This is a genomic window from Sorangium sp. So ce1504 (assembly GCF_051521635.1).
GTDB classification, from domain to species: domain Bacteria; phylum Myxococcota_A; class Polyangia; order Polyangiales; family Polyangiaceae; genus Sorangium; species Sorangium cellulosum_B.
The window spans coordinates 7,312,611-7,334,506 of the sequence record NZ_CP150365.1 but is presented as its reverse complement, the minus strand read 5'-3'; the positions used below and the strand labels follow the sequence as shown (position 1 = coordinate 7,334,506).

Annotated in this window: 17 protein-coding genes; 9 read left to right on the top strand and 8 right to left on the bottom strand. The window is 72.5% G+C overall.

The features are described 5' to 3' along the window. The first annotated feature begins 100 nt into the window (after positions 1-100). Both WMF39_RS27585 and WMF39_RS27580 read left to right on the top strand, forming a co-directional pair. Positions 101-1,033 (top strand): carbohydrate ABC transporter permease, encoded by a 933-nt coding sequence (locus WMF39_RS27585; RefSeq protein ID WP_437739464.1) that lies wholly within the window; start codon positions 101-103, stop codon positions 1,031-1,033. 1 nt (position 1,034) lies between these two features. Next, entirely contained in the window at positions 1,035-1,913 is an 879-nt protein-coding gene (locus WMF39_RS27580; protein WP_437541520.1) for a carbohydrate ABC transporter permease, read from the top strand. Between the two features lie 28 nt (positions 1,914-1,941). Here the strand turns inward: WMF39_RS27580 and WMF39_RS27575 are convergent, their stop codons facing one another. The 3 genes from WMF39_RS27575 to WMF39_RS27565 are packed head-to-tail and all read right to left on the bottom strand — an operon-like array spanning position 1,942 to position 3,559. Continuing rightward, positions 1,942-2,478 (bottom strand): hypothetical protein, encoded by a 537-nt coding sequence (locus WMF39_RS27575; RefSeq protein ID WP_437739463.1) that lies wholly within the window; start codon positions 2,476-2,478, stop codon positions 1,942-1,944. Continuing rightward, entirely contained in the window at positions 2,475-3,182 is a 708-nt protein-coding gene (locus WMF39_RS27570) for a DUF4166 domain-containing protein (protein WP_437739462.1), read from the bottom strand. The genes WMF39_RS27575 and WMF39_RS27570 overlap by 4 nt, the downstream gene beginning before the upstream one ends. Continuing rightward, positions 3,182-3,559, bottom strand: coding sequence for a hypothetical protein (locus WMF39_RS27565; RefSeq protein ID WP_437739461.1), 378 nt, complete (start codon positions 3,557-3,559; stop codon positions 3,182-3,184). The genes WMF39_RS27570 and WMF39_RS27565 overlap by 1 nt, the downstream gene beginning before the upstream one ends. A 282-nt stretch (positions 3,560-3,841) precedes the next feature. Here WMF39_RS27565 and WMF39_RS27560 point away from each other — a divergent pair, with 282 nt between their 5' ends. The 6 genes from WMF39_RS27560 (at position 3,842) to WMF39_RS27535 (ending at position 11,758) form a co-directional block, all read left to right on the top strand. Further along, positions 3,842-5,038, top strand: a complete 1,197-nt coding sequence (locus WMF39_RS27560; protein ID WP_437739460.1) for a hypothetical protein — start codon at positions 3,842-3,844, stop codon at positions 5,036-5,038. Between the two features lie 59 nt (positions 5,039-5,097). After that, positions 5,098-5,763 (top strand): RNA polymerase sigma factor, encoded by a 666-nt coding sequence (locus WMF39_RS27555; RefSeq protein ID WP_437739459.1) that lies wholly within the window; start codon positions 5,098-5,100, stop codon positions 5,761-5,763. Then, positions 5,760-6,899 carry a hypothetical protein gene (locus tag WMF39_RS27550; protein WP_437739458.1) on the top strand — a complete coding sequence of 380 codons (1,140 nt, stop codon included), beginning with the start codon at positions 5,760-5,762 and terminating at the stop codon, positions 6,897-6,899. The genes WMF39_RS27555 and WMF39_RS27550 overlap by 4 nt, the downstream gene beginning before the upstream one ends. 200 nt (positions 6,900-7,099) lie before the next feature. Continuing rightward, positions 7,100-8,590, top strand: coding sequence for an IS4 family transposase (locus WMF39_RS27545; RefSeq protein ID WP_437739457.1), 1,491 nt, complete (start codon positions 7,100-7,102; stop codon positions 8,588-8,590). Positions 8,591-8,918: 328 nt separating this feature from the next. Next, positions 8,919-10,856, top strand: a complete 1,938-nt coding sequence (locus tag WMF39_RS27540) for a hypothetical protein (protein ID WP_437739456.1) — start codon at positions 8,919-8,921, stop codon at positions 10,854-10,856. Between the two features lie 272 nt (positions 10,857-11,128). Further along, positions 11,129-11,758, top strand: a complete 630-nt coding sequence (locus tag WMF39_RS27535) for a hypothetical protein (RefSeq protein WP_437739455.1) — start codon at positions 11,129-11,131, stop codon at positions 11,756-11,758. Positions 11,759-11,829: 71 nt separating this feature from the next. On the opposite strand, the gene WMF39_RS27530 is transcribed toward WMF39_RS27535, so the two are convergent. The 3 genes from WMF39_RS27530 to WMF39_RS27520 all read right to left on the bottom strand — a co-directional run bounded on the left by WMF39_RS27530 (position 11,830) and on the right by WMF39_RS27520 (position 17,315). Continuing rightward, positions 11,830-16,764, bottom strand: coding sequence for a translocation/assembly module TamB domain-containing protein (locus tag WMF39_RS27530; protein ID WP_437739454.1), 4,935 nt, complete (start codon positions 16,762-16,764; stop codon positions 11,830-11,832). 5 nt (positions 16,765-16,769) lie between these two features. Further along, the gene (locus WMF39_RS27525) at positions 16,770-17,084 is read right to left on the bottom strand and encodes a hypothetical protein (protein ID WP_437739453.1); all 315 of its coding nucleotides are present in this window, start codon (positions 17,082-17,084) and stop codon (positions 16,770-16,772) included. Between the two features lie 66 nt (positions 17,085-17,150). Then, a complete protein-coding gene (locus WMF39_RS27520) occupies positions 17,151-17,315 on the bottom strand; it encodes a DUF1328 family protein (RefSeq protein ID WP_012237660.1) in 165 nt (54 codons plus the stop codon). Positions 17,316-17,758: 443 nt separating this feature from the next. Here WMF39_RS27520 and WMF39_RS27515 point away from each other — a divergent pair, with 443 nt between their 5' ends. After that, on the top strand, positions 17,759-19,066 hold the full coding sequence (locus tag WMF39_RS27515; RefSeq protein WP_437739452.1) for a DUF362 domain-containing protein: 1,308 nt from the start codon (positions 17,759-17,761) through the stop codon (positions 19,064-19,066). Positions 19,067-19,113: 47 nt separating this feature from the next. Here the strand turns inward: WMF39_RS27515 and WMF39_RS27510 are convergent, their stop codons facing one another. Both WMF39_RS27510 and WMF39_RS27505 read right to left on the bottom strand, forming a co-directional pair. Then, positions 19,114-19,698, bottom strand: coding sequence for a Uma2 family endonuclease (locus WMF39_RS27510; protein WP_437739451.1), 585 nt, complete (start codon positions 19,696-19,698; stop codon positions 19,114-19,116). A 106-nt stretch (positions 19,699-19,804) separates the two neighbouring features. Beyond that, entirely contained in the window at positions 19,805-21,856 is a 2,052-nt protein-coding gene (locus WMF39_RS27505; RefSeq protein WP_437739450.1) for a B12-binding domain-containing radical SAM protein, read from the bottom strand. Positions 21,857-21,896: the final 40 nt, after the last annotated feature.

Sequence of the window (21,896 nt, the reverse complement as noted above, 5' to 3'; positions counted from 1 at the left end):
GCCGCGCGCCGCCCTCGCGCGCCTCGCCCACCGGTGGCACGGCGCGCGGCGCGGCCCACGAGATCTCCCGGCCACACCACCTCGCGAGAACGGATATCCCATGAGCATGCCGGCGAACCCAGCGGCCACGAGCGCGGCGGCCCCTCCGGACCACCCGTCGCTCGACGCGCGGCGACAGCGGCGCGCCTGGCTGTTCCTCCTGCCGACGCTCGCGGTCGTCGCGTTCATCGCCCTCTACCCCCTCGCCGAGACGTTCTACCTGAGCTTCACGAACGCGCGCCTCGGCACCGGGGAGCCGGCCAGGATCATCGGGGCGCAGAACTACGTCGATCTCGTGCAGGACAGCTACTTCCACGACGCGGTCCTGCTCACGGTGCTCTTCACGGTCGTCACCGTGCTCGGCGAGCTCGCCCTCGGGCTCGGCGTCGCGCTCGTCGTCAACTCCCGCTTCAAGGGGCGCTCGGCGGTGCGCGCGGCCATGCTCATCCCCTGGGCCATACCGACCGTCATCTCGGCCCAGATGTGGAAGTGGATGTACAACGACGTCTACGGCGTCTTCAACGACCTGCTCGTCAACCAGCTCGGCGTCCTGGACCGCAACGTCGCCTTCGTCGCCGATCCTGCGGTGTCGTTCTGGGCCGTGGCGCTCATCGACGTCTGGAAGACGACGCCGTTCATGGCGCTCCTCCTCCTCGCCGGGCTGCAGCTCATCCCGCACGATCTGTACGAGGCCGCGCGGGTCGACGGCGCGACGGCGCTCCAGCAGTTCACCCGGATCACGCTGCCGCTCCTCAGGCCCGCGATGCTGGTCGCGCTCATCTTCCGCACGCTCGACGCGCTCCGGGTGTTCGACGTCTTCTTCGTCATGTTCGGCAACCGGCCGGACATGCAGACCATGGCGACCTACGCGCAGCAGACCCTCGTCAGCGTCTCGGACATCGGCTACGGCTCGGCGATCTCCGTCGCGCTCTTCCTCATCATCGCGGTGTTCATCACGATCTATCTCGCGGTGTTCCGCGCCGAGGAGGTGTGAGATGAGCGGCGCTTCGCGAGGCGCAGGGCGGCGCCGTTCGCTGGGACAGGGCGCCTTGCGGGCCCTGCTCTACCTGCTCGTCGCCGCGGTGCTCGTGTTCACCGTCTTCCCGTTCGTCTGGGCGTTCGTCTCCTCCATCAAGCCCGACGACGAGCTCTTCACGACCCCGGTCCGCTACTGGCCCGGCCGCGCGACGCTCGACAACTACCGCCTCGTGCTGGCGAACGGCGAGTTCCAGACGGCGCTCCTGAACAGCGTGATCGTCGCCGTCTCGGTCACCGCGGTGTCGCTCGCCGTGGGCTCGCTGGCCGCCTACGCGCTGGGGAGGTTCCGCTTCCGAGGGCGCAGCCTGGTGCTCTACGTGGTCCTGGGGATGACCATCTTTCCGCAGATCGCCGTCCTCGGCGCCCTGTTCCAGATGATCAACTTCTTCAAGCTGTACAACCAGCTCCCCGCGCTGATCCTGACGTACCTCATCTTCACGCTCCCCTTCACGGTGTGGGTGCTCACCGGCTTCATGAAGGCGATCCCACGCGAGATCGAGGAGGCGGCCTATGTCGACGGCGCGACGCACTGGCAGGTGTTCACCCGGGTCATGCTGCCGCTCTCGGTCCCCGGGATGGCGACGACGGGCATCCTCGCCTTCATCGCCGCGTGGAACGAGTTCCTGTTCGCGCTCTCCTTCACCCAGACGCCGGACAAGCGCACCGTGACCTACGCGATCCAGGCGTTCTCGACGACGAGCAGCGGGCTCTACGAGATCCCCTGGGGGCAGACCATGGCGGCCTCCATCGTCGTGACCGTGCCGCTCGTGGTGCTGACGCTGGTCTTCCAGCGGCGGATCCTCGCGGGGCTCACGGCGGGCGCGGTGAAGGGCTGACGGCGCGTCGTGCGGCGCGGGCGGCGGATCACGCGCGCCCCCACGGGAAGCGCAGCCAGCTAGGCCCGTAGGCGGCGCCGAGGTCGCGCAGCCCCGAGAGCAGCACGCCTGCGGCCATGAGCGGCAGGATCACGCGGAGCGAGAGCGGCGCGTCCCAGCGGGAAAAGCCGGTGGGGCCGCGCGCCCAGCGCCAGATCTCGGGGACGAGGTGGGCGAGCGCGCCGCCGTAAATGATGCCCATTACTGCGTGCATCACCCGCTCTCCCGGGTAGACGCCGCCGAGCGGCCTCCGGACCGTGTCCTCGACGACGAAATCGCGGAGCGTGAACGCGATCTCCGCGAGGAGCAGCGCCGCGAGCGCCCACGCGGCGAGCCCCTCCCAGCGCACGAACGGCAAGGAGGCGAAGAGCACCGCGTACAGGAGATCGCGCGCGCCGTGAAGGACAAGCTCGGGCGCCGTGCCCGGCACGCCGCCGGGCAGGCGCGCCCGCCACTCGTGGTAATAGAGCGTGTCGAAGGCGCCGAGCGCGCCCTGCACGGCGAGGAGCACGAGCGCCGTGATCATGCGCGGGGCTCCGGCGCGCGGGGCTCCGGCGCTGACAGCGCGGTCGATTCCGGCGTGGACCCGCCGGCGCGAGCGGGGGGCGCCTCGCCGCCCGCCTCGTTCGCCACGCGCCCCTCGTACGCGACGAGCAGCCCGGCGATCGGCGCGAAGATCCGCACGTCGACGTGGACCTCGTCCTGGAGCGGCCCGGCCCGCCCCTCGATCCGCGGGGCGAGCCACCGGGGCAGCGGCAGGCCGAGGCGGCGGAGCCCGAGCGTCGACCGCACCTGCTCGAACACGAGCGCTCCGCCCTCGGCGCGGAGCCGGAACCAGCACTGGACGAGGCCGAGCCCCTCCACCAGGAGATCACCCGCGCGCCACTGCGAGGAAAAGAGCGGGCGAACCCCGAAGGTGCGGAGCCACCGCTCGCCGTCGCCCGCCGGCTCGACGGCGAGCGTCACGGCCACGTCCTCGGCCGCCTCCGGCATGCGCAGCAGGCCGGCGACCAGGCGCGCCGCGAGCCCCCGGCCACGCCGCACGCGGAAGCGGCCGCGAGCGCGCACGCCGCCCGCGTGGAGGCGCTGCACCGGCGGCGCGAGCGCGGCCCACGCGGCGCCGAGGAGGGCAGGGTAGAGAGCAGGCGCTGGAACACCCCGCGCCGCGCTCGAGCAGGACGCGGGAGCTCCCCGGGGTCGACTGTCCGGCTCCCCGGTGGAGCCGCGCATCAGGCGTCCTCAGGGAGCATCTCCCGCGGCACCGCAGGGCTCCTCGGGGCGACGGCCGCGTCGGCGAGATCGCGGATCTTGACGATGATCGCGTCGTCTGTGTCGCTCCGCGCCTCCTCGCAGTACGACCGGATCTGCCAGAGCAGCTTGCGGGTGCGCCGCAGCTCGAAGACGAGCCATCGGGTCTCCGGCTTCGCCTCCTGGGGGTGGCGCTCCAGCTCGACCTCGATCTCGCGGATGCGCTCCTCGATCTGCTCTCCGGTCGGGAGGATGCGGCCGTTTCCGTGGCAGTCCTTGCACAGATAGGGGCCGGAGTCCGTGTTGATCTCGCCTTCGCCATAACAGCTCGCGCACGTCACCAGCTCGTAGGAGTTCATGGGGCGCACTCTATCCGATCCCATGCCGTGCTCGCGACCGGCGTCGCCGTCGTTCGATCGGTCGCTCGGTCGCGCCACGGGCGGCGGCGTCGTGCTCTCCCGCGTGGCAGGCGGTGACGCCTCCGCCATGGAACGCGCGCCGTCGCGACCGGCGTCTCCCGCAGGCGCCGGGGGCCTGGCCGTCTGGCGGTCTCGCCCTCGCGGCGATTTCGCCCAAGGCCACAGAGCTCTGCGCGTCCTAATTCCGCTTGCGCCGTTCCTTGCGGTAATGGGAGGCATCCTGTGACCTGCCCTCATCCCTCGCGTCGGGGCGCGCTGTGCGTCCTGGCCGTCTGCGCCTTTTCCCTCGGTTGGCCGAGCGTCGTCGTGGCCGCCCCGCTCCCGCGGCTCGCGGTCCAGCGGGCGCCCGCTGCGGCCGACTGCCCGGACGCGCCGTCGCTCGCCGTCGCGGTCGAGCGGGTGATGGAGAGGCGGGCTCTCGACCCCGTGAGCACCGCCGGCCCTCCCACCGGCGCCCCTGCCGGCGACACGCCGGCGAACGCGGGCGGCGCCCCTCCTGGCGACACGCCGGCGAACGCGGGCGGCGCCCCTCCTGGCGACACGCCGGCGAACGCGGGCGGCGCCCTGGCGAGCGCGGACGGGGCGACCGAGATCGAGGTCCGCTTTCTCCACGACGGCGCCACGTACACCGCCGTCCTTCAGGCAGGTGGTCGCACCCGGCAGCTCTCGTCCGAGGTGGGGGCGTCCTGCGGCGAGCTCGTCGAGGCGGTGGCGCTGACCCTCGCCATCCTGCTCGACAGCGAGCCGCCCGCGCCGGCCCCTGCCGCGCCCGCGCCCGCGCCGTCCCCTGTCGCGCCCGCGCCGGCTCCTGCCGCGCCCGCGCGGGCGCCTGTCGTGCCGGCGCCGCCGCGTCCTCCGCCTCGGGCGGCGCGCGGGGACGTCTCGATGGAGCTCGGCGCCGCGCAGACCATGGGCATGCTCGATCCCTTCCGGGCGGCCGCGATCGCCGATGTTTCCCTGCGGCGCCGCGGGTGGTCCGCAGGTGTCGGCGGGGTATGGCTACCCCCCCAGGACACCGAGCTCGCGCCGGGCGTCGTCTCCCTCGGGCTCGGCGCCGCCACGGCGCGCGGCTGCGCCACCATCGCCGGCGATCTCGACGGCCTCCGGCTCTCGGCCTGCGCGGCGGCGGTGCTGGGCGTCGTTTACGGCTCCGGCAAGGGGTTCGCCCCGGACCGCGAGGCCTCCGCTCCCTGGTTCGCCCTCGGCGGCTCGGCCGTCGCGGAAGGGACCCTCCTCGGCTCCAGCGCGCTGGGCTGGTCCGCACGCGCGACGCTGCTCGCGCCGGTCGCGCGGGCACGCTTCACGGTCGAGCGCCCAGCGGGCGGCGAAGCCGGCACGCCCCTGACGCAGGACGTGGCGCTCGACCCCTCCCCGGTGGGGCTGCTCGTCGGCCTGAGCGCCCGCGTGTCGATTTTTTGATGGCGAGCCACGCGACCCGCCACGGAGGCGATGGGCATGGCGAGAAGCGGCAGGACAGGATGACCTTCGGAGAGGTCTATGCGCAGCACTTCCGGTTCGTGTGGCGATCGCTGCGCCGCCTCGGCGTGCCCGAGAGCGACGTCGCCGACGCGGTCCAGGACGTGTTCCTGGTCGTCCATCGGCGCTTGTCCGAATTCGAGGGTCGGTCCAAGATTACGACCTGGCTCTACAGCATCTGCTTTCACGCCGCCCGTGACCGGCGCAAGCTCGCGCATATGAGGCGGCGTGCTCACGACGACGAGCCGCTGCTCGACTGCGCCGATGACCGGGCCGACGTCGGCGCGGAGGCGGAACGGCGGCAGGCGATCACGCTGCTCGAGGCGATCCTCGACGAGCTGCCCCTCGAGCAGCGCGCCGTGTTCACGCTCTTCGAGCTCGACGGCATGGGCGGCGAGGAGGTCGCCGATCTGCTCGACGTCCCGCTGGGGACCGTCTACTCGCGCCTCCGCCTCGCCCGCGATGCGTTCCGCCGCGCCGTCGCGCGCCTGAAGGCGCGCGACGAGTTCCACGTGGGCGGGCCGCGGGTCACCACGCGGTCGCAGCCCGTGTTGAAGGCGGCGGCTGCCGAGCGCGCGCCGGTGCCCGAGGGGCATCCCTCGGTCGTCCTTCCGCTGCCGGAGGTGGAGCGGCAACCCGTCTGGAAGCGCGCGGGAGGGGAGCGATGAGCGATCCGGTGCGCTGGCTCGACGCCGAGGCGAACGCGCTCGAGACGGAGCGTGAGCTCCTGCGAGCAGCGCCGTCGGCGGACCCGCCCGACGGGGCGCAGGAGCGGATGTGGGCCGCGATGGCCGCGCAGATCGGCCTCGCCGGAGCCGCCGGGCTCGGAGGGGCTCAAGGCGCCGCGGGAGGGGCGCTTCCGGCGAACGTGGGCGGCGCGGCGAGCGCGAGCGGCGCGGCGAGCGCGAGCGGCGCGGCGAGCGCGGGCGGCGCGGCGAGCGCGGCGGCGGGTGCTGGCGAGATCGCCGCGGCTGTGTCCGCGGGCAAGGTGGTGTCCGCTGCGACGGGCGCCGGCGCTGGCGGCGCGGCGGTCACCGGCGGCGTGGCCGCAGCGGCGGGCGCTGCGGGTATCCTGAAGGCGATGCTGTTCGGCGCCGCCTGCGGGGGCCTGATCGTCGCCGGCTATGTCGTTGTGGCTCCGTCGAGCGAGGCGCCGCCGGCTCGGATCGTCGAGGCCGCGGAGGCCGTCGCGGTGCCGGGATCCGCGCCGGTTTCGCCGCCGGAGGGCCGTGAGCCTGCCGCGCAGGCCGAGCCGGCACCTGCCGAGCCGCCGCCTGTCGAGCTGGCGCCGCCTGCCGAGCCGCCGCCGGTCGAGGCGCCGCTGCGATCCAGGCCGCCTCCGCCGGCCGAGGCGCCGCTGCCGGACAGGTCACCCGCGCGGACCGGCCCCCGCGCGGCCGCGACGTCCACGAGGCCGGGCGCGCCGCTATCGGAGCACGCCGCGAGCGCGCCGCCCGCGGCCAGGGCGGACGTCCTCGAAGCGGCGCCCGCGCCGGAGGCTACAGGCGCGGAGGGCGCCTCCAGCCCGGGGCTGCGGGAGAGCCGGCTGCGCGAGGAGCTGACGCTCCTCGGCGACGCGCGCGCGGCGCTCCGGCGCGGCGATGCCTCCGGCGCGCTGAGGATCGCCGAGCAGGCGCGGCTCCGCTTTCCCGGCGGCGCGCTGGCGCAGGAGCGCGAGGCGCTCACCATCGAGGCGCTCTGGCAGAGCGGCGATCGCGCGGCGGCTGCGCAGCGCGCGTCGGCGTTCCTCCTCGCCTATCCGTCGAGCCCGCACGTACCCCGTCTCCGCTCCTTTACCCCCTAGAGCGGGGGCGATCGGGGGGATAGGCGTTAACCAAGCCTCGCGCCGCGTTCTCCTACATCCGAACGTTTACGTGGTCGTGGTCGTTTACGTGGTCGTGGTCGTGGTCGTCAACGGTAGGCCGTGAACGACCACGACCACGTCTGAGGATCCCGCACATCTTTTTTTGATCCGTTTCGGACCCGCCAAGCGTCTGGAATGTCATGGGAAATCCCGATGTGCCGGAAACGATGCCGTCGATCGTGCGCGAGTTCGAGACGGTGCAGCTGGGCGATGCGCGCCTGCATCAGCGGGTCCGGGCGGTGGTGGCACGGCTGAGCGTCGCGCCGGGCGAGAGCTTCCCGGACTCGCTGAAGACAGAGGCAGAGCTGGAGGGCTTCTACCGGCTCCTTGGCAATCAGCGCGTGTCGTATGGTGCGCTGGTGCAGGCCCACAGCGAGCAGACCCTCGAGCGGATGGCCGGTCACGACACGGTTCGCGCGGTGCATGACACCACCGCCGTCGCCTTCGACGGCGACGGCGACGGCGCACGCAAAGGGCTCGGTCCGCTCAACGGCAAGGACACCCAGGGCTTTTTGGCGCACGCGACGCTCGCCGTGGCCACCGACGCGATCAATCAGCCGCTCGGACTGCTGGGCCTTGCCTGCTGGGCCCGCAAAGCCTCCGCCCTGTCCAAGAGCCCACGCAAGAAGAACAGGACGGGCAGCGACTATGCGCGCGTGACCGACAAGGAGTCGACGCGCTGGCTGCGGCAGGTGGAGGCGGCCGAGCAGGCCGTGGGCGACCGCACGTCGCTGCTGCACATCATGGACCGCGAGGCCGACGCCTATCCGCTTCTGTGCGCCATGGTCGAGCAGGGCCACCGCTTCGTCGTGCGCATGGCGCGCGATCGGAACGTGTCGGAGCTGGCCGAGGATGAGGAAGAAGCGCTCGACGACGGCGCACGGCTGCGGCTGAGCGAGGCGCTGGTCGAGCTGCCGATCCGGCTCAGTCGCGAGGTCGTGCTCACCCAACGCCGCGCCGGCCCTGTCCCGGCGAGCAAGCGCGCGCACCCCGAGCGCTCGGAGCGGAGCGCCACGCTGGGCGTCGGCGCCCGGCGCATAGCGCTGCGCCGTCCGTACTACCTGCCCGAGCTGGCCGAAGAGCTCGCGGTCAACGTCGTGCTGGTGCAGGAGATCGACACGCCCGCGGGCGAAGAGCCGGTCGCGTGGGTGCTGGCGACCAACGAGCCCGTCGACACGCCCGACCAGATCGCAGCGATCGTCGACCATTACCGGGCACGGTGGCTCATCGAGGAGTTCTTCAAGGCCCTGAAGACCGGCTGCGCCCTCGAGACGCGCCAGCTCGAGAGCTTCCGGAGCCTGACGAACGCGCTGGCGCTGTTCGCCCCGATCGCGTGGCAGATGCTGCTGCTGCGCTCTCTGTCCCGCCTTGAGCCCAACGCGCCCGCGGAACGAGCCCTGAACCCCACGCAGCTGAAGCTGCTGCACCAGCACCAGCCCAAGAAGTTGCCGGCTCAGGGGGCGACGGTAGTCGATGCGCTCTACGCCGTTGCCGGTCTTGGTGGACATCTCAAGCGCAACGGTCCGCCTGGCTGGCTGACGCTCGCGCGCGGAATGCAGACCTTGCTCATGCTGGAGACGGGCTGGAACGCCGCCGTTGCCAACTCAGCGAAAACTAAGGGGGAAATGTGATCAATCCTCAGACGACCACGTAAACGTTCACGTTCACGTTCACGTAAACGTTGGTGCCCGATGGTGGGGTGGAGCGGGGCGGGCTTCGTGTCCTGAGCGTGACCGAACGAGCTTGGTTAACGCGTATGGGCGGGGCGGGAAAGAGGGCTGTCCGTCTCGTTTTGGGGTCAGGTGGTTTTTTTGAAATGGGAAGCGGGGTGGGCGTCCCTTCACGTTCGGTCACTGCCGGTGTTGGACGGCGCGTCACGGCACCGCGCAAGGAGGAATTATGTCTTCGAGACTATCAAGAGCACTGTCGCCCTTTCTCGTCCTGAGCGCCGTCTCGCTCGTGGCATGTCAAGTCGAGGTATCCCTCGGCGGGGCCGGCTCCAGCTCCACCACCAGCTCGGGAATCGGCGGCAGCGACGGTGTCGGGGGCAGCGGCGGCAGCGGCGGCAGCGATGCTACCGTGGGTAGCGGGGGCGACTCCAGCACGGGCGCAGGCGGCTGGGTTCCGCCGCAGTTCACGCCGGACAAGGTCGATCTCCTCTTCGTGGTCGACAACTCCGGCTCGATGGCGGACAAGCAGGAACTGATGCGCCTGGTGCTCGCCGACTTCGTCGACGGCATGACCAACCCGCTCTGCGTGGATCCGACCGGTGCTGCTCCCCCCGTCCAGCCCCCGAGCGGGTTGAGCGCATGCCCCGCAGGCACATTGCGCGTGCGCACTCCGGTGCAGGACATGCACATCGGTGTCATCAGCAGCAGCCTCGGCGGCCACGGGTCGAGCGCCTGTCAGGCGGCAACGTCCGCTTCGAACGTCGACATGGCCCGCCTCCTCGCGCGCTCCAATGAGACGAGCGAGAACGACCTGCCGACCTACCAGGACAAGGGCTTCCTCGTGTGGGACCCGACCGGAAGCCACGTCCCTGCGGGAGACTCCGATCCGGTGGCGCTCGCCGAGAAGCTCAGCGACATCGTGCAAGGGGTCGGGCAAGCCGGGTGCGGCTTCGAGGCGCCGCTGGAGAGCTTCTATCGCTTCCTCGTCGATCCCGAGCCGTATGAGACCATCTCCGTGTCGCCGACGACCGAGAACATTGTACTGGGAGGGCTCGACACGAAGCTCCTGGCGCAGCGGAAGGCCTTCCTCCGGCCGGACTCGCTCCTGCTCATCGTGATGCTCTCCGACGAGAACGACTGCTCGATCAGGGACGAAGGCAAGAACTACCTCGTCGCCGAGGCGGGAGCGGGCTTCAGGTTGTGGCGGCCGCGGAGCGAGTGCGCCACCGACCCGAACGATCCGTGCTGCAGGTCCTGCGCCCAGAAGCAGGACGGTTGCCCCGAGGATCCGACCTGCACCGGCCCCGATGGCAACGCCGCCAGGCTCACCGCGGCGGAAGACCCGGTGAACAGCCGGTGCTGGGACCACAAGCGCCGCTTCGGGTTCGACTTCCTCTACCCGATCGATCGGTACACCCAGGCGCTCACGGAGCCCATGGTGGTATCGAGGAGCGGAGAGCTCGTGCCGAACCCGATCTTCTCGGATCTGGACCCGAGCGACGACAACACCCGGACCCGCGGGCCGCAGCACATCGTGTTCACCGGCATCGTCGGCGTGCCGTGGCAGGACCTCGCGCGCCAGAACGCGCTCGGCGAGCCCGATCTCCTGGGCGGCCTGAACCAGTTCGGCCAGCCGGTCGGCGGGCTCAAGAACGCCGCCGAGCTCGCCGACCCGCCGTCCGGCACGACCCTCAGCAGCACCTGGGAAGCTATCCTCGGCGATCCGGCGAACTACGTCCCCGCCGCGGATCCGCTCATGATCGAGTCGGCGGCGCCCCGCTCGGGCATGAACCCGATCACCGGCGACGCGATCGTCCACCCGAGCGCCGCGGGCTGGAACGCGATCAACGGCCGCGAGTACACGGTTCCACCGGGTAGCACTGGAGATCTCCAGTACGCCTGCATCTTCCCCCTCGCCGAGGAGCGCATCTGCGACGCTGGGACCCAGTCGTGCGATTGCACGCCGATCGCCGGCGCGCCCGGCGACAACCCGCTGTGCAGGCCCGAAGGCACGAACGACCCGGCGGATCCCGGGGCGCGGTCCACGACGCAGGACCACGCCAAGGCCTACCCTGGCCTCCGCGAGCTGCAGCTGATCCGGAGCCTCGGGGAGCGCGGGGTCGCCGGCTCGATCTGCCCGAAGCAGCTGGTCGACACCTCGTCGCCTGACTACGGCTATCGGCCGATCATGAACGCCGTGCTCGACCGGCTCTCCACCTCGCTCTGACGCGTCGACACCCCCATCGACGCGGCCCGCCCAGGGGCGGCGCGCGGAATGCATACAATGCATACGCCGCCCCTGGGCTCGCGGAGGAGACGACTTCCACGCGCTCCCGCGGATCCTCCCGTCAAGCCGTTGGCACAACCGCGACACAGCAAGACGCCGCGATCGCGGTGCCCGCGCCGAGGACCGCGCGCTCCGCCCGAATTGCGTCCGCTTCCCGTGGCACCGAAGCTGCTTCATGGTGGGGTTCGGACAAACGCAACGCGGAGGTTCTGATGCGCCACAAAGGGATGGCTCTCTTGCTCATCGTGATCGGGCTCGTGGGCTGCGACAGGGACGGCGGCGGCGACACCGGTGAGCCGCCGGATCCGCCCGGATCAGAGACGTGCGGCGGGTTCCTCGGGACCCCTTGTCCCGACGGGCTCGCATGCGTCGACGATCCGAGCGACGACTGCGACCCCGAGCACGGCGGCGCGGACTGTCCCGGCGTGTGCGTCGAGGACCCGCCGACGACGATGTGCGGCGGATTCGCGGGTTTCCCTTGTCCCGACGGGCTCGAGTGCGTCGACGATCCGAGCGACGACTGCGACCCGGAGCGCGGCGGGGCGGACTGCGGCGGCATCTGCGTGGAGCCGACGCCCAAGCCGCCGTTTTGCGGGGGGTTCGCGGGGATCGAGTGCCCCGAGGGGCTCGTGTGCATCGACGATCCGAGCGACGACTGCGACCCGAAGCACGGCGGGGCGGACTGCGGCGGCATCTGCGTGGTGCCCGAGCCCCGGCCGCAGGCGTGCGGCGGCATCACGGCGCGCCCGTGCCCCGAGGGGCTCACCTGCATCGACGATCCGGGCGACGACTGCAGCCCGCCGATCGGCGCCGACTGCGGCGGCATCTGCGTCGCGCGCTGAGCCGGCGCGCAGCCGGCGCCGAAGGGGATGCGCCGCCCTGACGAACGGGCGCGCCCGCAGCGCGACGGCGCTCAGTAGCGGTGCTTCCAGAGCAGGTCGAGGCTCGTCGCCGGGTTCGCGCCGGTGGCCATCGCCGCCCGCACGGACCAGTCCCGGCGGAAGCGCCACTCGAGGCTCACCTCGGTGCGCGCCTGCGCGCCGGTGTTGCCGCCCCCGGACCCTGGCCCCTGTCCTTGCCCCGTCGGCCCCGCCTCGTAGCTCGCGCTCGCGGTCACCTGCTGCCCGAGCTGGTAGCCCACGGTCGTCTTCAGCGCGCCTTCTTCGGTCGTGCCCAGCTTCGTCTCGAAGTTCCGGAGCGGACCGATGCTCTGGAGGATCATGTTGAGCTGCGCGGACGCGAGCCCCGTCCCCACGCTGGCCGCGACCCCGCCGGCGGCGCTGCCGCCGCCCGACGCGGGCTGCTCGGACGTGCCGCCCGCCAGCGTCCCTTCCGCGAACTCTCTGCCGAGCAGGAGCTCGGCGATCACCTCGTTCTCCGGGCGCGGCGGCTCCGAACGGAAGGTGATCTTGTCCTCGGTGATCGGGTTGAGCTGCCCCACATAGTCGATGAAGATGCGCGTCCCCTCCGGCGTGTCGTGGAACGCCCTCACGTTCAGGAACGGATTCGACGCATCCCCCTGCAGGGCAACCACGCCAGGCTCGATCTCGAACTCCTTGCCGAGCACCTCGAGATTGCCCGACAGGATGTTCACGTTGCCCCGGATCTCGGTCTCCCCAGCGACCTTGATGCGGAGCGGGTGCGCCCGATCCCCCGACAGCGAGGCCCGCAACATGTCGCCCTCGACGCCGATCCTGCCCAGGTGGACCTCCATGGCGATCGGCGTGCCGCCCGCGCTCTCCTTCGCCTGCTCCGGCGGCTCGGCCGGCGCTCGCCGCGCCTCGTACTCCTCCTGGCTGAGCGGCGCCGACGTCGTGATGTCCGCGTTCTCGCCGAGCGGCTGCACGCTCCGCCCGATCGTGGGCGGCAGCGTCAGATCGAGCGAGGGCACGTCGACGCGGACGGCGATCTCCTCGGCCCGCTTCTCCGCCGCGAGCGCCACCCGGCCGCGCACCTCGCCCATCGGGACGCCCTCCAGCGAGATCGGGAGGGCTCGGCCTCTCGGGATCGAGAGCTCGGCGCGGGCGTTCCGGAACGCGAACCCTTCCATCTGAAGGGTCGCCTTCCCGCGGACCTGGCCGTTGCCTGCGTCGGCGCGGAGGTCGTCGACGCGGAGCTCGCCGGAGGGGCTCGCGGCGACGCGGAACGAGGCGTTCTCGAACGGCTGGCCGATCGCGGCCACCTGGACGACGCCGCCCTCGAGGCGCATCTCGCCGGAGAAGCCCGCCTGCGCGCCGAGCCCGAGCCGCACCTCGCCGTCGAGCGTGCCGTCGAGCCGGTTCACCGAGCCCTGCACGAACGGCTCCAGCGCCGCCAGGCGGAAGCGGTCGACCGCGAGCGACACCGAGGCGTTCCGATCGTCGGTGAGCGCCGGGATCGCGTTCGCCTGCCACACCATGGGCGCCTGGGCCTTGGCCTCGAGCCGGCCGCCGTCGCGCCCCTCGAGCCGCACGCTGGCCACGGCCGCGGTGCGCCCCGCGCCGCCCGGCGGCGCGATGTCGAGCGACGCCTCGGCGGTCTCGTACCGCGCGTCGGGGCCGAGCGTGAGGCCCGGGAACTGAAGGTGCGCCCTGACCTCGGGCGCGGCCTCGAACAGCCCGCGCACGGAGATCTCGCCGCGCGCCTCGCCGCCGATCTGCATGTCGGCGAGGACGGGCACCTCCGCGAGCGGCAGATCCGCGATCTTCGCCTCGAGGCTGCCGTTGCTGAAGCGCCGAGCGGAAGGGGCCCCGCCGAGGAGGGCGGCGGCGTCCGCGCCCAGCCTCGCCTTCGCCGTCATGTACGTGATCGGTCCGCGGAACGCGTACGCGTCGAGCGCGGCGTCGCGCCCGTCATAGACGAGCAGCGTGTCGACCCGGAGCTTGCCGAAGAGCGAGGGGCCGGCCGTGCCGCCCACGTTCGCCGCAGTCGCGCGGGCCACGAGCCGGGGCTCGGCGAGCTTCCCCGCGAAGTACACGTCGAGCCCCGCGGAGCCGGAGAGCACCGGCGTCCGCTTCCCGAGGGCGGCCAGCTCGGTGAGATCGTTGAGCCGGCGGCGCGGCACGCGGAGGTGCGCGGCGATCGACGTCCGCGGGAGCGCCGCGGCCGGATCGGCGAGGAGCGCCGGCAGATCGGCGTCGAGCGCGGCCGAGAGCTCCGCCACGAGCTGGCGATCGAACACCGACAGCGTGACGTGGGCGTCGCCGGTCTTCGCGTCGAGATCCCCCGCGATCCGCGCGTCGAGCTTCCTCGACACCCACGCCGGCGCGCCCGTCTGCGCGTCGATCGGCCCGGCCGCGCGCAGGCCCTCCGTGCGGACAAGGAGGCTCCGCACCGACGGGAGCCGCTCTCCCGCCTCGCGCGCCACCGCGAGGCGCGCGGTGAGCCGGCCCGAGAGCTCGCTCAGGGCGAGCTGGACCGGCGACGCCTGCGCCAGGCACCCGAGCTGCCACGCGTCGGCGTCCATGCGGGCCGAGCCGGTGACCGTCTGCCAGGTGCGCGCCGAGAGGAGCGGCCCGCGCAGCCTCGCCGCGCTCCCGTCGACCAGCACGCGCGCGATGGCGCCGTGGCACACCGGCGCGGGTGGCGCCTTCTGCTGCGACGCCGTGTCGAAGGCCGTGGTCAGCGTCTGGTCGGGCGTCGCGCCCCGGCGCTGGGCCTCCTGCGCCTGCGCGGGCGGCGGCTCGGGCGGCGCGAGCAGCCGGACCAGGCCGTCCGCCTTCAGCGCCTCCCCGTCGAGGCGCGCCGTCACGTTCATCGAGAGCCGCGGCGCCACGCCCGGGACCGAGCCGTCCTCGAGCTCGATCTGGACGCGCCCCGCGCGGCGCGCCCCCCGGCCGTGCACCGACAGGTCGAGGTTGGCGAGGCCTCCTATCCCGAGCGGCGCGCCGGTGATGTCGGCGATGCGCGCGAGGTCGATCGCGGTGCCGCGGAGGTCTCCCTCGATCTCGTCCCCGGCGAGCGAGAGGCTCCCCTCGATCTCCCCCACGCCGTCGCCGCGCAGCGCGAGCCCGCGGAGGGCGATCCCGCGGTCCCACGCGACGCGGGCGGCCTGCGCGGTCACCTCGTCCTCCCCGCGCGCCACCTCGACGCGGAGCTGCCGCGCCTCGCTCCGCGGCAGATCGAGGTGGGCGGAGGCCGTGATCCGGCGCTCCGCGCTGGCCAGCGACACGCGGACGCGCGGCGCCGTGACGGGCCCCGCGGCGCTCGCCGCCACGCTGCGGAACGCGTACTGCTGGGCGCGGAGGTCGGCTCCGCGGAACACGCCGTCGATCGTGAGCTTGTCGAGCGGCCCCCTGGCCTTGGCCCGGACCTCGCCGCGCCCGAGCTTCAGATCGGACCCGACGCGGAGCCCGGCGACGCGCACGGTCGCCTCGGCGTCGAGCGCCTCGTCCCTGAGCGCTCCCTCGACGTGGAGCGCGACGCTGCCGTGGATGCCGCGCGGGACGCGCTGCACCGCGCCGAGCGACGGGATCTCGCTCTGCGCCTCGAACCTGAGCACCCCGTCTTTCGAGCGGGCGACGCTGGCCTCGATGGGCGCGCCGGGCTCGTGGATCGTCGCCGCGGCCCGCAGCGCGCCGCGCTCGAGCGTCGCGCGCGCCTCCGTCGCTGGCACGCGCTGCCCCGCGACGACGAACGGCTCCGTCCTGGCCTCGGCGACGATGCGCGGCCCGCCCTCCTCGTCGAGGTGGATCTCCCCTCGGGCCTCCGCGCTCACCCGCGCGGCGGGCGCCGCCCCGACGAAGGCGCGCGGGTCGAGCTCCGAGATCCGCACCTCGGCGGTGATGCGCTTCGGATCGAGCGCGTCGAGCCGGGCGCTGGCGGTGACCTCGCCGGTCACGGCGTCGCTCGCGACGAGCGGATCGAGGACCGCGACGCGCGCCGTGACGGTCAGGTCCGAGAGCGCTCCGTCGGCAGTCACCAGCACCGAGAGCGGCCGGGCGAGCGGCGCGCTCGGATCGATCGCGAGGGCCGCCTCGGGCGTCACGCGCGCGGACGAGACCCGCGCCGTGAGGCGCTCGTCCTTCAGGGTCCCCTCGGCCGTGAGCGGGATCGCGCCGACGCTCCCTTCGAGCTTCGCGGTGAGCTCCATCGGCGCGTCCGCGGGCACGCTGACGCTCCCGGAGATGCTGGTCGCCTCGACCGGGACCGGCAGCAGGCGCCGCTCCGTGATGCGCACGCGCTCGAGCGCGTACCGGCTCCGGTCCGCGACGACGACGCCGCCGGCGAGGCCCTCGATCGTGGCGTCGATGGGGCTCCCTGGCGCGACGGTGCCGTGGACCGCCGCGCGATCGAGCACGACGCGCGACAGCTCGAGGCGGAGCGGCCGCGCAGGCTCGGCGGGCGGCTCTTCCGGCGGCTCCGATGGCGTCGGCGTGAACGCCTCGGCCAGGGTGAGCGCGCCTTGCTCGTCCTGCTCGAGCAGCACGTCCGCGTCCGCGACCCGGACGAGCGGGATCGTGACGGCGAGGTCGCCGTCGCCGAGGAGGAGCTCCGTCGCGATCGACAGCGCGTTGAAGTCCGCGTGGACGCCGCTGACGCGCAGGAGCTCGGTTCCGTTCGGGTGGCTCACCGTCACCCTGGAGATGTCGGCGGTGAAGAGGCCGAGGCGGTCGACATGCTCGATCTCGATCCGTCCCTCGAGGGTGGACCGCAGGGTGTCGTTGACGAGCTGCCTTGTCAGGTTGCGGGTCGACCCGGCGTTCAGGTGGATGACGGCGCCGACCGCCGCCGCAGCGACGAAGACACCGCCCAGGCCGATCACGCTGGCCGACACCGCGGCCGCGCGGGCCAGCGCCCGGCGAAAGCGGCCTTGCCGGCGCGGGACGCCGGTGCCGGGCGCGGGAGGGAGGGCGGGAGTCTCTGGCATATCGCCTAGGGACCGCTCCCGGCGCGCGGGAAATCGTGGCCGGGGACCTCGTGAGGCGGCGGCGCCGGGATCTCCTGCGTGTGCGCGGGCGCAGGCACCTCGGGCTGGTGCCTCGTCCCCGGATCTCCTCCGGGCTGTGCCGTCCCCGGGAGCTGGATCTCGCGGTCCGGCGACGTGCGACCGGGCGAGCCGGGGGTCGCTGGCGGCGCTGGCGGCGCTGGCGTTTCGCCGGGGGGGCTCGCCGCCGGCTGCGGCGCGCCGGGCTTCCAGGGTTCACCGTTCGGCGCGCTGTTCAACGTGCTGTTCAACGTGCTGTTCAACGTATCGTTCCTCTCACCGTTCCGCGGTTGCGACGCGTTCTTCATGGCCTCCACCCTGTCTCCGGATCATGCCGGCATGCGGCGCCCGAGCGCGAGCGAAATCACGGCGAGCACCAGGAACGCGACGAACAGGATCTTCGCGATCGACGCGGCGCTGGCGGCGATCCCGCCGAAGCCGAAGATTGCGGCGATGATCGCGATGATGAAGAAGGTGACAGTCCAGCCGAGCATGATGTCCTCCAAGGGGGGGTTCAGGGGTCGATCCGTTGTTTCGTGGAGACGACCTCAACGTGGTTCCTGATGGCGGCTGTTCGCCGCGGTTCCTTGCTGTTCCCTGCTGCTCCCTGCTGCTCCCTGACTGTTGCAGTCCCCGTGCCGGCCGGCGGCAGAGGCTGTCGGCCGGCGTGTTCTCGGCGGCGCGAGGCGGCTAGCGCCGAGATCGGCCCAGCCGCTTCCGTCCGGGCACGCGTGCGGCGCTTCACGTCTGGGGCAAGATGCCTCGATCGTGACATGGTGGACCTGCGCGTAGGCGGAGCGCGGAACAGGGGCATCGGGCGAGCGCGCGCCCCTGCGCCGCGCTGCTCCGTGTCGACGGCGCCTGCACGGAGGCTCCACGCGGACGCCCTGCAACTTCCCGGAACGGGCGACTCTGGACGGGCTATAAGGACCCGGCCATGCCGAAATCGAAGGTCGCTGTGATCCGCACGTCGCCTGCGACGGTGCTCTCGGACTACCACCGGCTGATGAACCTGGCCGGTTATCAGGATGTGGTCGCCAAGGACGCCGACACGGCGCTCAAGGTGAACATCTCCTGGCACTTCTTCTACCCGAGCTCATCCACGACGCCCTGGCAGCTCGAGGGGGTCATCCGGGCGATGACGCAGGACGGGTACTCGAAGGACCTGATCCACGCCTGCCACAACCGCACGGTCGTCATCGACGCCCACCTCGGCGAGCGCGAGAACAAGCAGATCGACGTCGTGCAGGCGCACGGCCTGCGCAACGTCCACCTCTACGAAGGGGAGGAGTGGATCCCGATCGGGGATGCAGTCGGCGATCTGCGGAAGAAGTTCCTCTGTCTGAACGCGGTGTACCCGAAGGGGTTCTCGATCCCGAAGCGCTTCATCGGGGAGAACATCATCCACCTGCCGACGGTGAAGACCCACATCTTCACGACGACGACGGGCGCCATGAAGAACGCGTTCGGCGGCCTCCTGAACGAGCACCGGCACTGGACACACCCGGTGATCCACGAGACGCTCGTGGATCTCCTGATGATCCAGAAGAAGATCCACCGCGGGGTCTTCGCGGTGATGGACGGGACGTTCGCGGGTGACGGCCCGGGGCCGCGCTGCATGGTGCCGCACGTGAAGAACGTGCTGCTCGCGTCCTCGGACCAGGTGGCGATCGACGCCGTGGCGGCGAAGCTGATGGGGTTCGACCCGCTGCGCGATCTCAAGTTCGTGCGGCTGGCGCACGACCTCGGCCTCGGGACGGGCGACGTGCGCGACATCGAGCTCGTGGGCGACGTGGACGCGGCGAACGAGCAGTGGAACTTCGATGGACCGTTCAAGGAGATGACGTTCGCCTCGCGCAACCAGCACCGCATCTACTGGGGTCCCCTGAAGAAGCCGATCGAGTGGTCGCTCAAGACGTGGCTCGCCCCCTGGGCCTACGTGGCGTCGGTCACGTATCACGACATGTTCTGGTACCCGCGCTACGCGAAGGAGAAGATGGCCCCCGTGCTGGAGAGCCCGTGGGGGCGCCTCTTCGCGAACTGGGGCAAGGTGCAGCCCGACGCGGCGGGGCGGGGCTACCCGGAGGTCGGAGAGGCGAGCCACGAGCTCGTCCGGAGCGGGGTGAAGCACTTCCTGGAGGGCATGCGCCTCGTGGGGATGGCGGTCGCGGAGTCGCCGGAGATCATGGTCCGCAAGCGGGCGCGCGCGCAGGCGGCCGGCGGGGGCGGGGCGGCGGCGGTGTAGTCCCGGAGCGGCGGCTCCGCGTCGGGCCGAGAGCCTGGCGGAGCCGCTCAACCGCCCGTGGGCCGAGCGAAGACCTTGAGGTAGAGCTCGTCCACTGCCAGGTCGCAGCCGATCGACGCGATCTGGAGCCGCTCGCCCGCCCCGAGCACGCGGAGCAGCCAGGTGCCGTCCGGCTGGCGGCGGAAGTGCTCGATCTCCACCTGCTTCTGGGACAGCAGGACGTAATCGGCGATCGATGGAATGCCTCGATACAAGGCGAATTTGCCGCCGCGGTCGTAGCTCTCCGAGGAGTCGGAGAGCACCTCGAAGACGGCTGTGGGGTTGAGCAGGGTGTCGCGGTGTTCGTCCTCGAACAGGGGCTGGCCGCAGACGACCGAGGCGTCTGGGTAGACGTAGCGGCCCGTCGTCACGTTCTTGATCCGCAGGTCGGACGCGTGCGCCTCGCAGGGACGCGCTCTCAGCGAACTGCGGAGCTCACCCACCACGTTGGCGGCGATGAGGCTGTGCTCGCGCGTGCCGCCCGACATCGCGAACACCTCGCCGTCAGCGTACTCGTGCTTCACCTCGGAGGAGCGCTCGAGCGCGAGGTACTCCTCCGGCGACAGCTTCGTCTGGGGCGCCTTCTGGGCCATGCCGAATTCTACCATGCTCGCCCGAGCGCAGGCGGCCGGCGGGGGGACGGGGCGGCGGCGGGATAGCGCGGGGTGGGTGGCCCCAGGAGCGCCCCCTGGCCGAGGCTCAGCGTGCCGAGCTGGTCGCGTGCGACGGCCGTCGCCCTGACGTCACGGCCGGCGCGGCGCCCGCGACGAACCTGACGCGCACCGGCCTCGGCCGGAGCGGCGGCAACGACCGGGCGAGCCGCTCGTAGGCGTCGCGCCCCACGCGCCGCTCCTCGTGGACGAGCGTCGCCCAGATCTCCGCCTCGCGCGCCTCCGCGTGCTCCGCGGCGCGCGGATCGAAGCGCAGCCCGCGCTCGATGGTGCTGGCTCCGGGGATGCTGTCGTCGGGGCGGCGCGCCGCGCGATCGCGGAAGACGCCGGGGCCGAAGCGGTCGTACTGGAGGATCGTGTGTGCGGTCGACACGGCGCCGGCCCACGGATAGCTGCGCAACGTCCAGCCGCGCGACAGGTCGGAGAGCCGCGCGTCGACGTCGGAGCGCTCGGCGTCGGTCTTCCACGGCTCCCGCGGGACGAAGAACAGGCCGAGCCCGAGCTCGTCGCCCTCGAGCGCGAACACCTCGTCGATCCCGAAGCGCTCCGGGGTCTGCGCGACGAGCGAGCCGTGCGTCAGCCCGAACTCGCCGACGATGTAGACCGCGAGCGCCTCCCGCCGCGCGCGCAGGAAGTCGAGCGTCTCGACGGCCTCGGCGTGCGTCTCGGTGGGGAAGTCCGTGAAGCACATCGCCTCGGCGGCCACGCCCGCGGACGCGAGGTGGTCGATGACGTCGGAGACGACCTCGACGGGCGCGCCCTTGTCGATGAGGCCGAGGACACGCGGCGACCCGGACTCGACGCCGAGCGCGCACGCGACGGCGCCCGCGCGGCGCAGCACGTCCGCGCGCTCCCTGGTCAGGTACTTCTCCGGCTTGAGGTCGGTGGCCCATCGCACGTCGAGGCCGGCGTCGAGGATCGCCTGCGCCATCTTCACGAGCGTCTTCGGCGCGACCGAGTCCTGCGACAGGTAGAAGTGGCGCGTGCCGTGCCGCGCGCCGAGGTCCGCGAGGTGCGCCACGATGGTCTCGACGGCGCGCTCGCGGTACGCCGCCGTGCCGACCTCCGCGAGCCCGTAATGGCAGAAGGTGCATTTCCCCCAGTAGCAGCCCCGCGTCGGGTCGTACGGGAGCACGAGCGCCGGCGCGAGGTACGCCTCGAGCGGGAGCCCATCGAAGTCGGGCGCGGGGAGCGCCTTCAGGTCCTCCATGCCGTGACCGGACGTCCAGCGCGCGCCCATCAGGCGATCGCGCGCGACGACGTTCGGCACGTCCCGGAGCGGCCGGCCCTCGTCGAGCGCGCGCGCGAGCGCGAGGAGGGTGTGCTCGCCCTCGAACAGGCACGCCGAGTCGAACGGGCCGAGCGCGCGCGCGAGCCGCTCGCCCGACAGCCGGAGGAGCAGCTGCGTGACGCCGGGGCCGCCGCACGTGACGTGCGCGCCGGGCAGCGCCTCCTTGATCTTGCGCGCGAACGCGTACGCGGGCTGGAGCTGGCCCGGGAAGCACACGGAGAGGCCCACGATGTCGGCGCGCGCGTCGCGGAGCCGGGGCACGAGCGTCTGCTGCACCCAGGCGTCGAAGGGGTCGTGCTCCGGCCGGCTCGACCGGGCGATCTCGTCCATCGACGTCAGGCCGAACGGCGTGCGGTACGCCGTGAAGTCGAGCTTGAGCGGGTGGTGCGTGGCGGACACGACGCCGAGCGCCGCGTCGAGCGTCGCGACCGCGCGGGCGTAGGCGTCCGGATCGTAGAAGGCGTCAGGGGAGCGGAGCGTGGCCTTGGCGAGGTCCACCGCCTCCGGGACGGCGTGCGCGTCGCCGCGCGCGCGGGCGAGGGCGAGGTACTCGAGCTGGTCTGTGTGCGCGAGCGAGGCGCGGCGGTCGAGCTCCCCGAGGCGCGCCTCGAGGCGGTCGCGGAGGCCGGCCATGCGCTGCGGCGTGAGGAGCGCGTCGAAGGCCTCGACGTTCGCGTCGATGGGCAGGACCTCCACGCCGTTCGCGCGGAGGAAGCCGGTCAGCATCGGCACCGCGAGGTACGGGGCCGTGGGATCGCAGGTCGGCGGGTAAACGAGCGCGATGCGCATTCGGGCGCCGCTCTAGCACAGGGCGGGAGGGGTGTCCGTC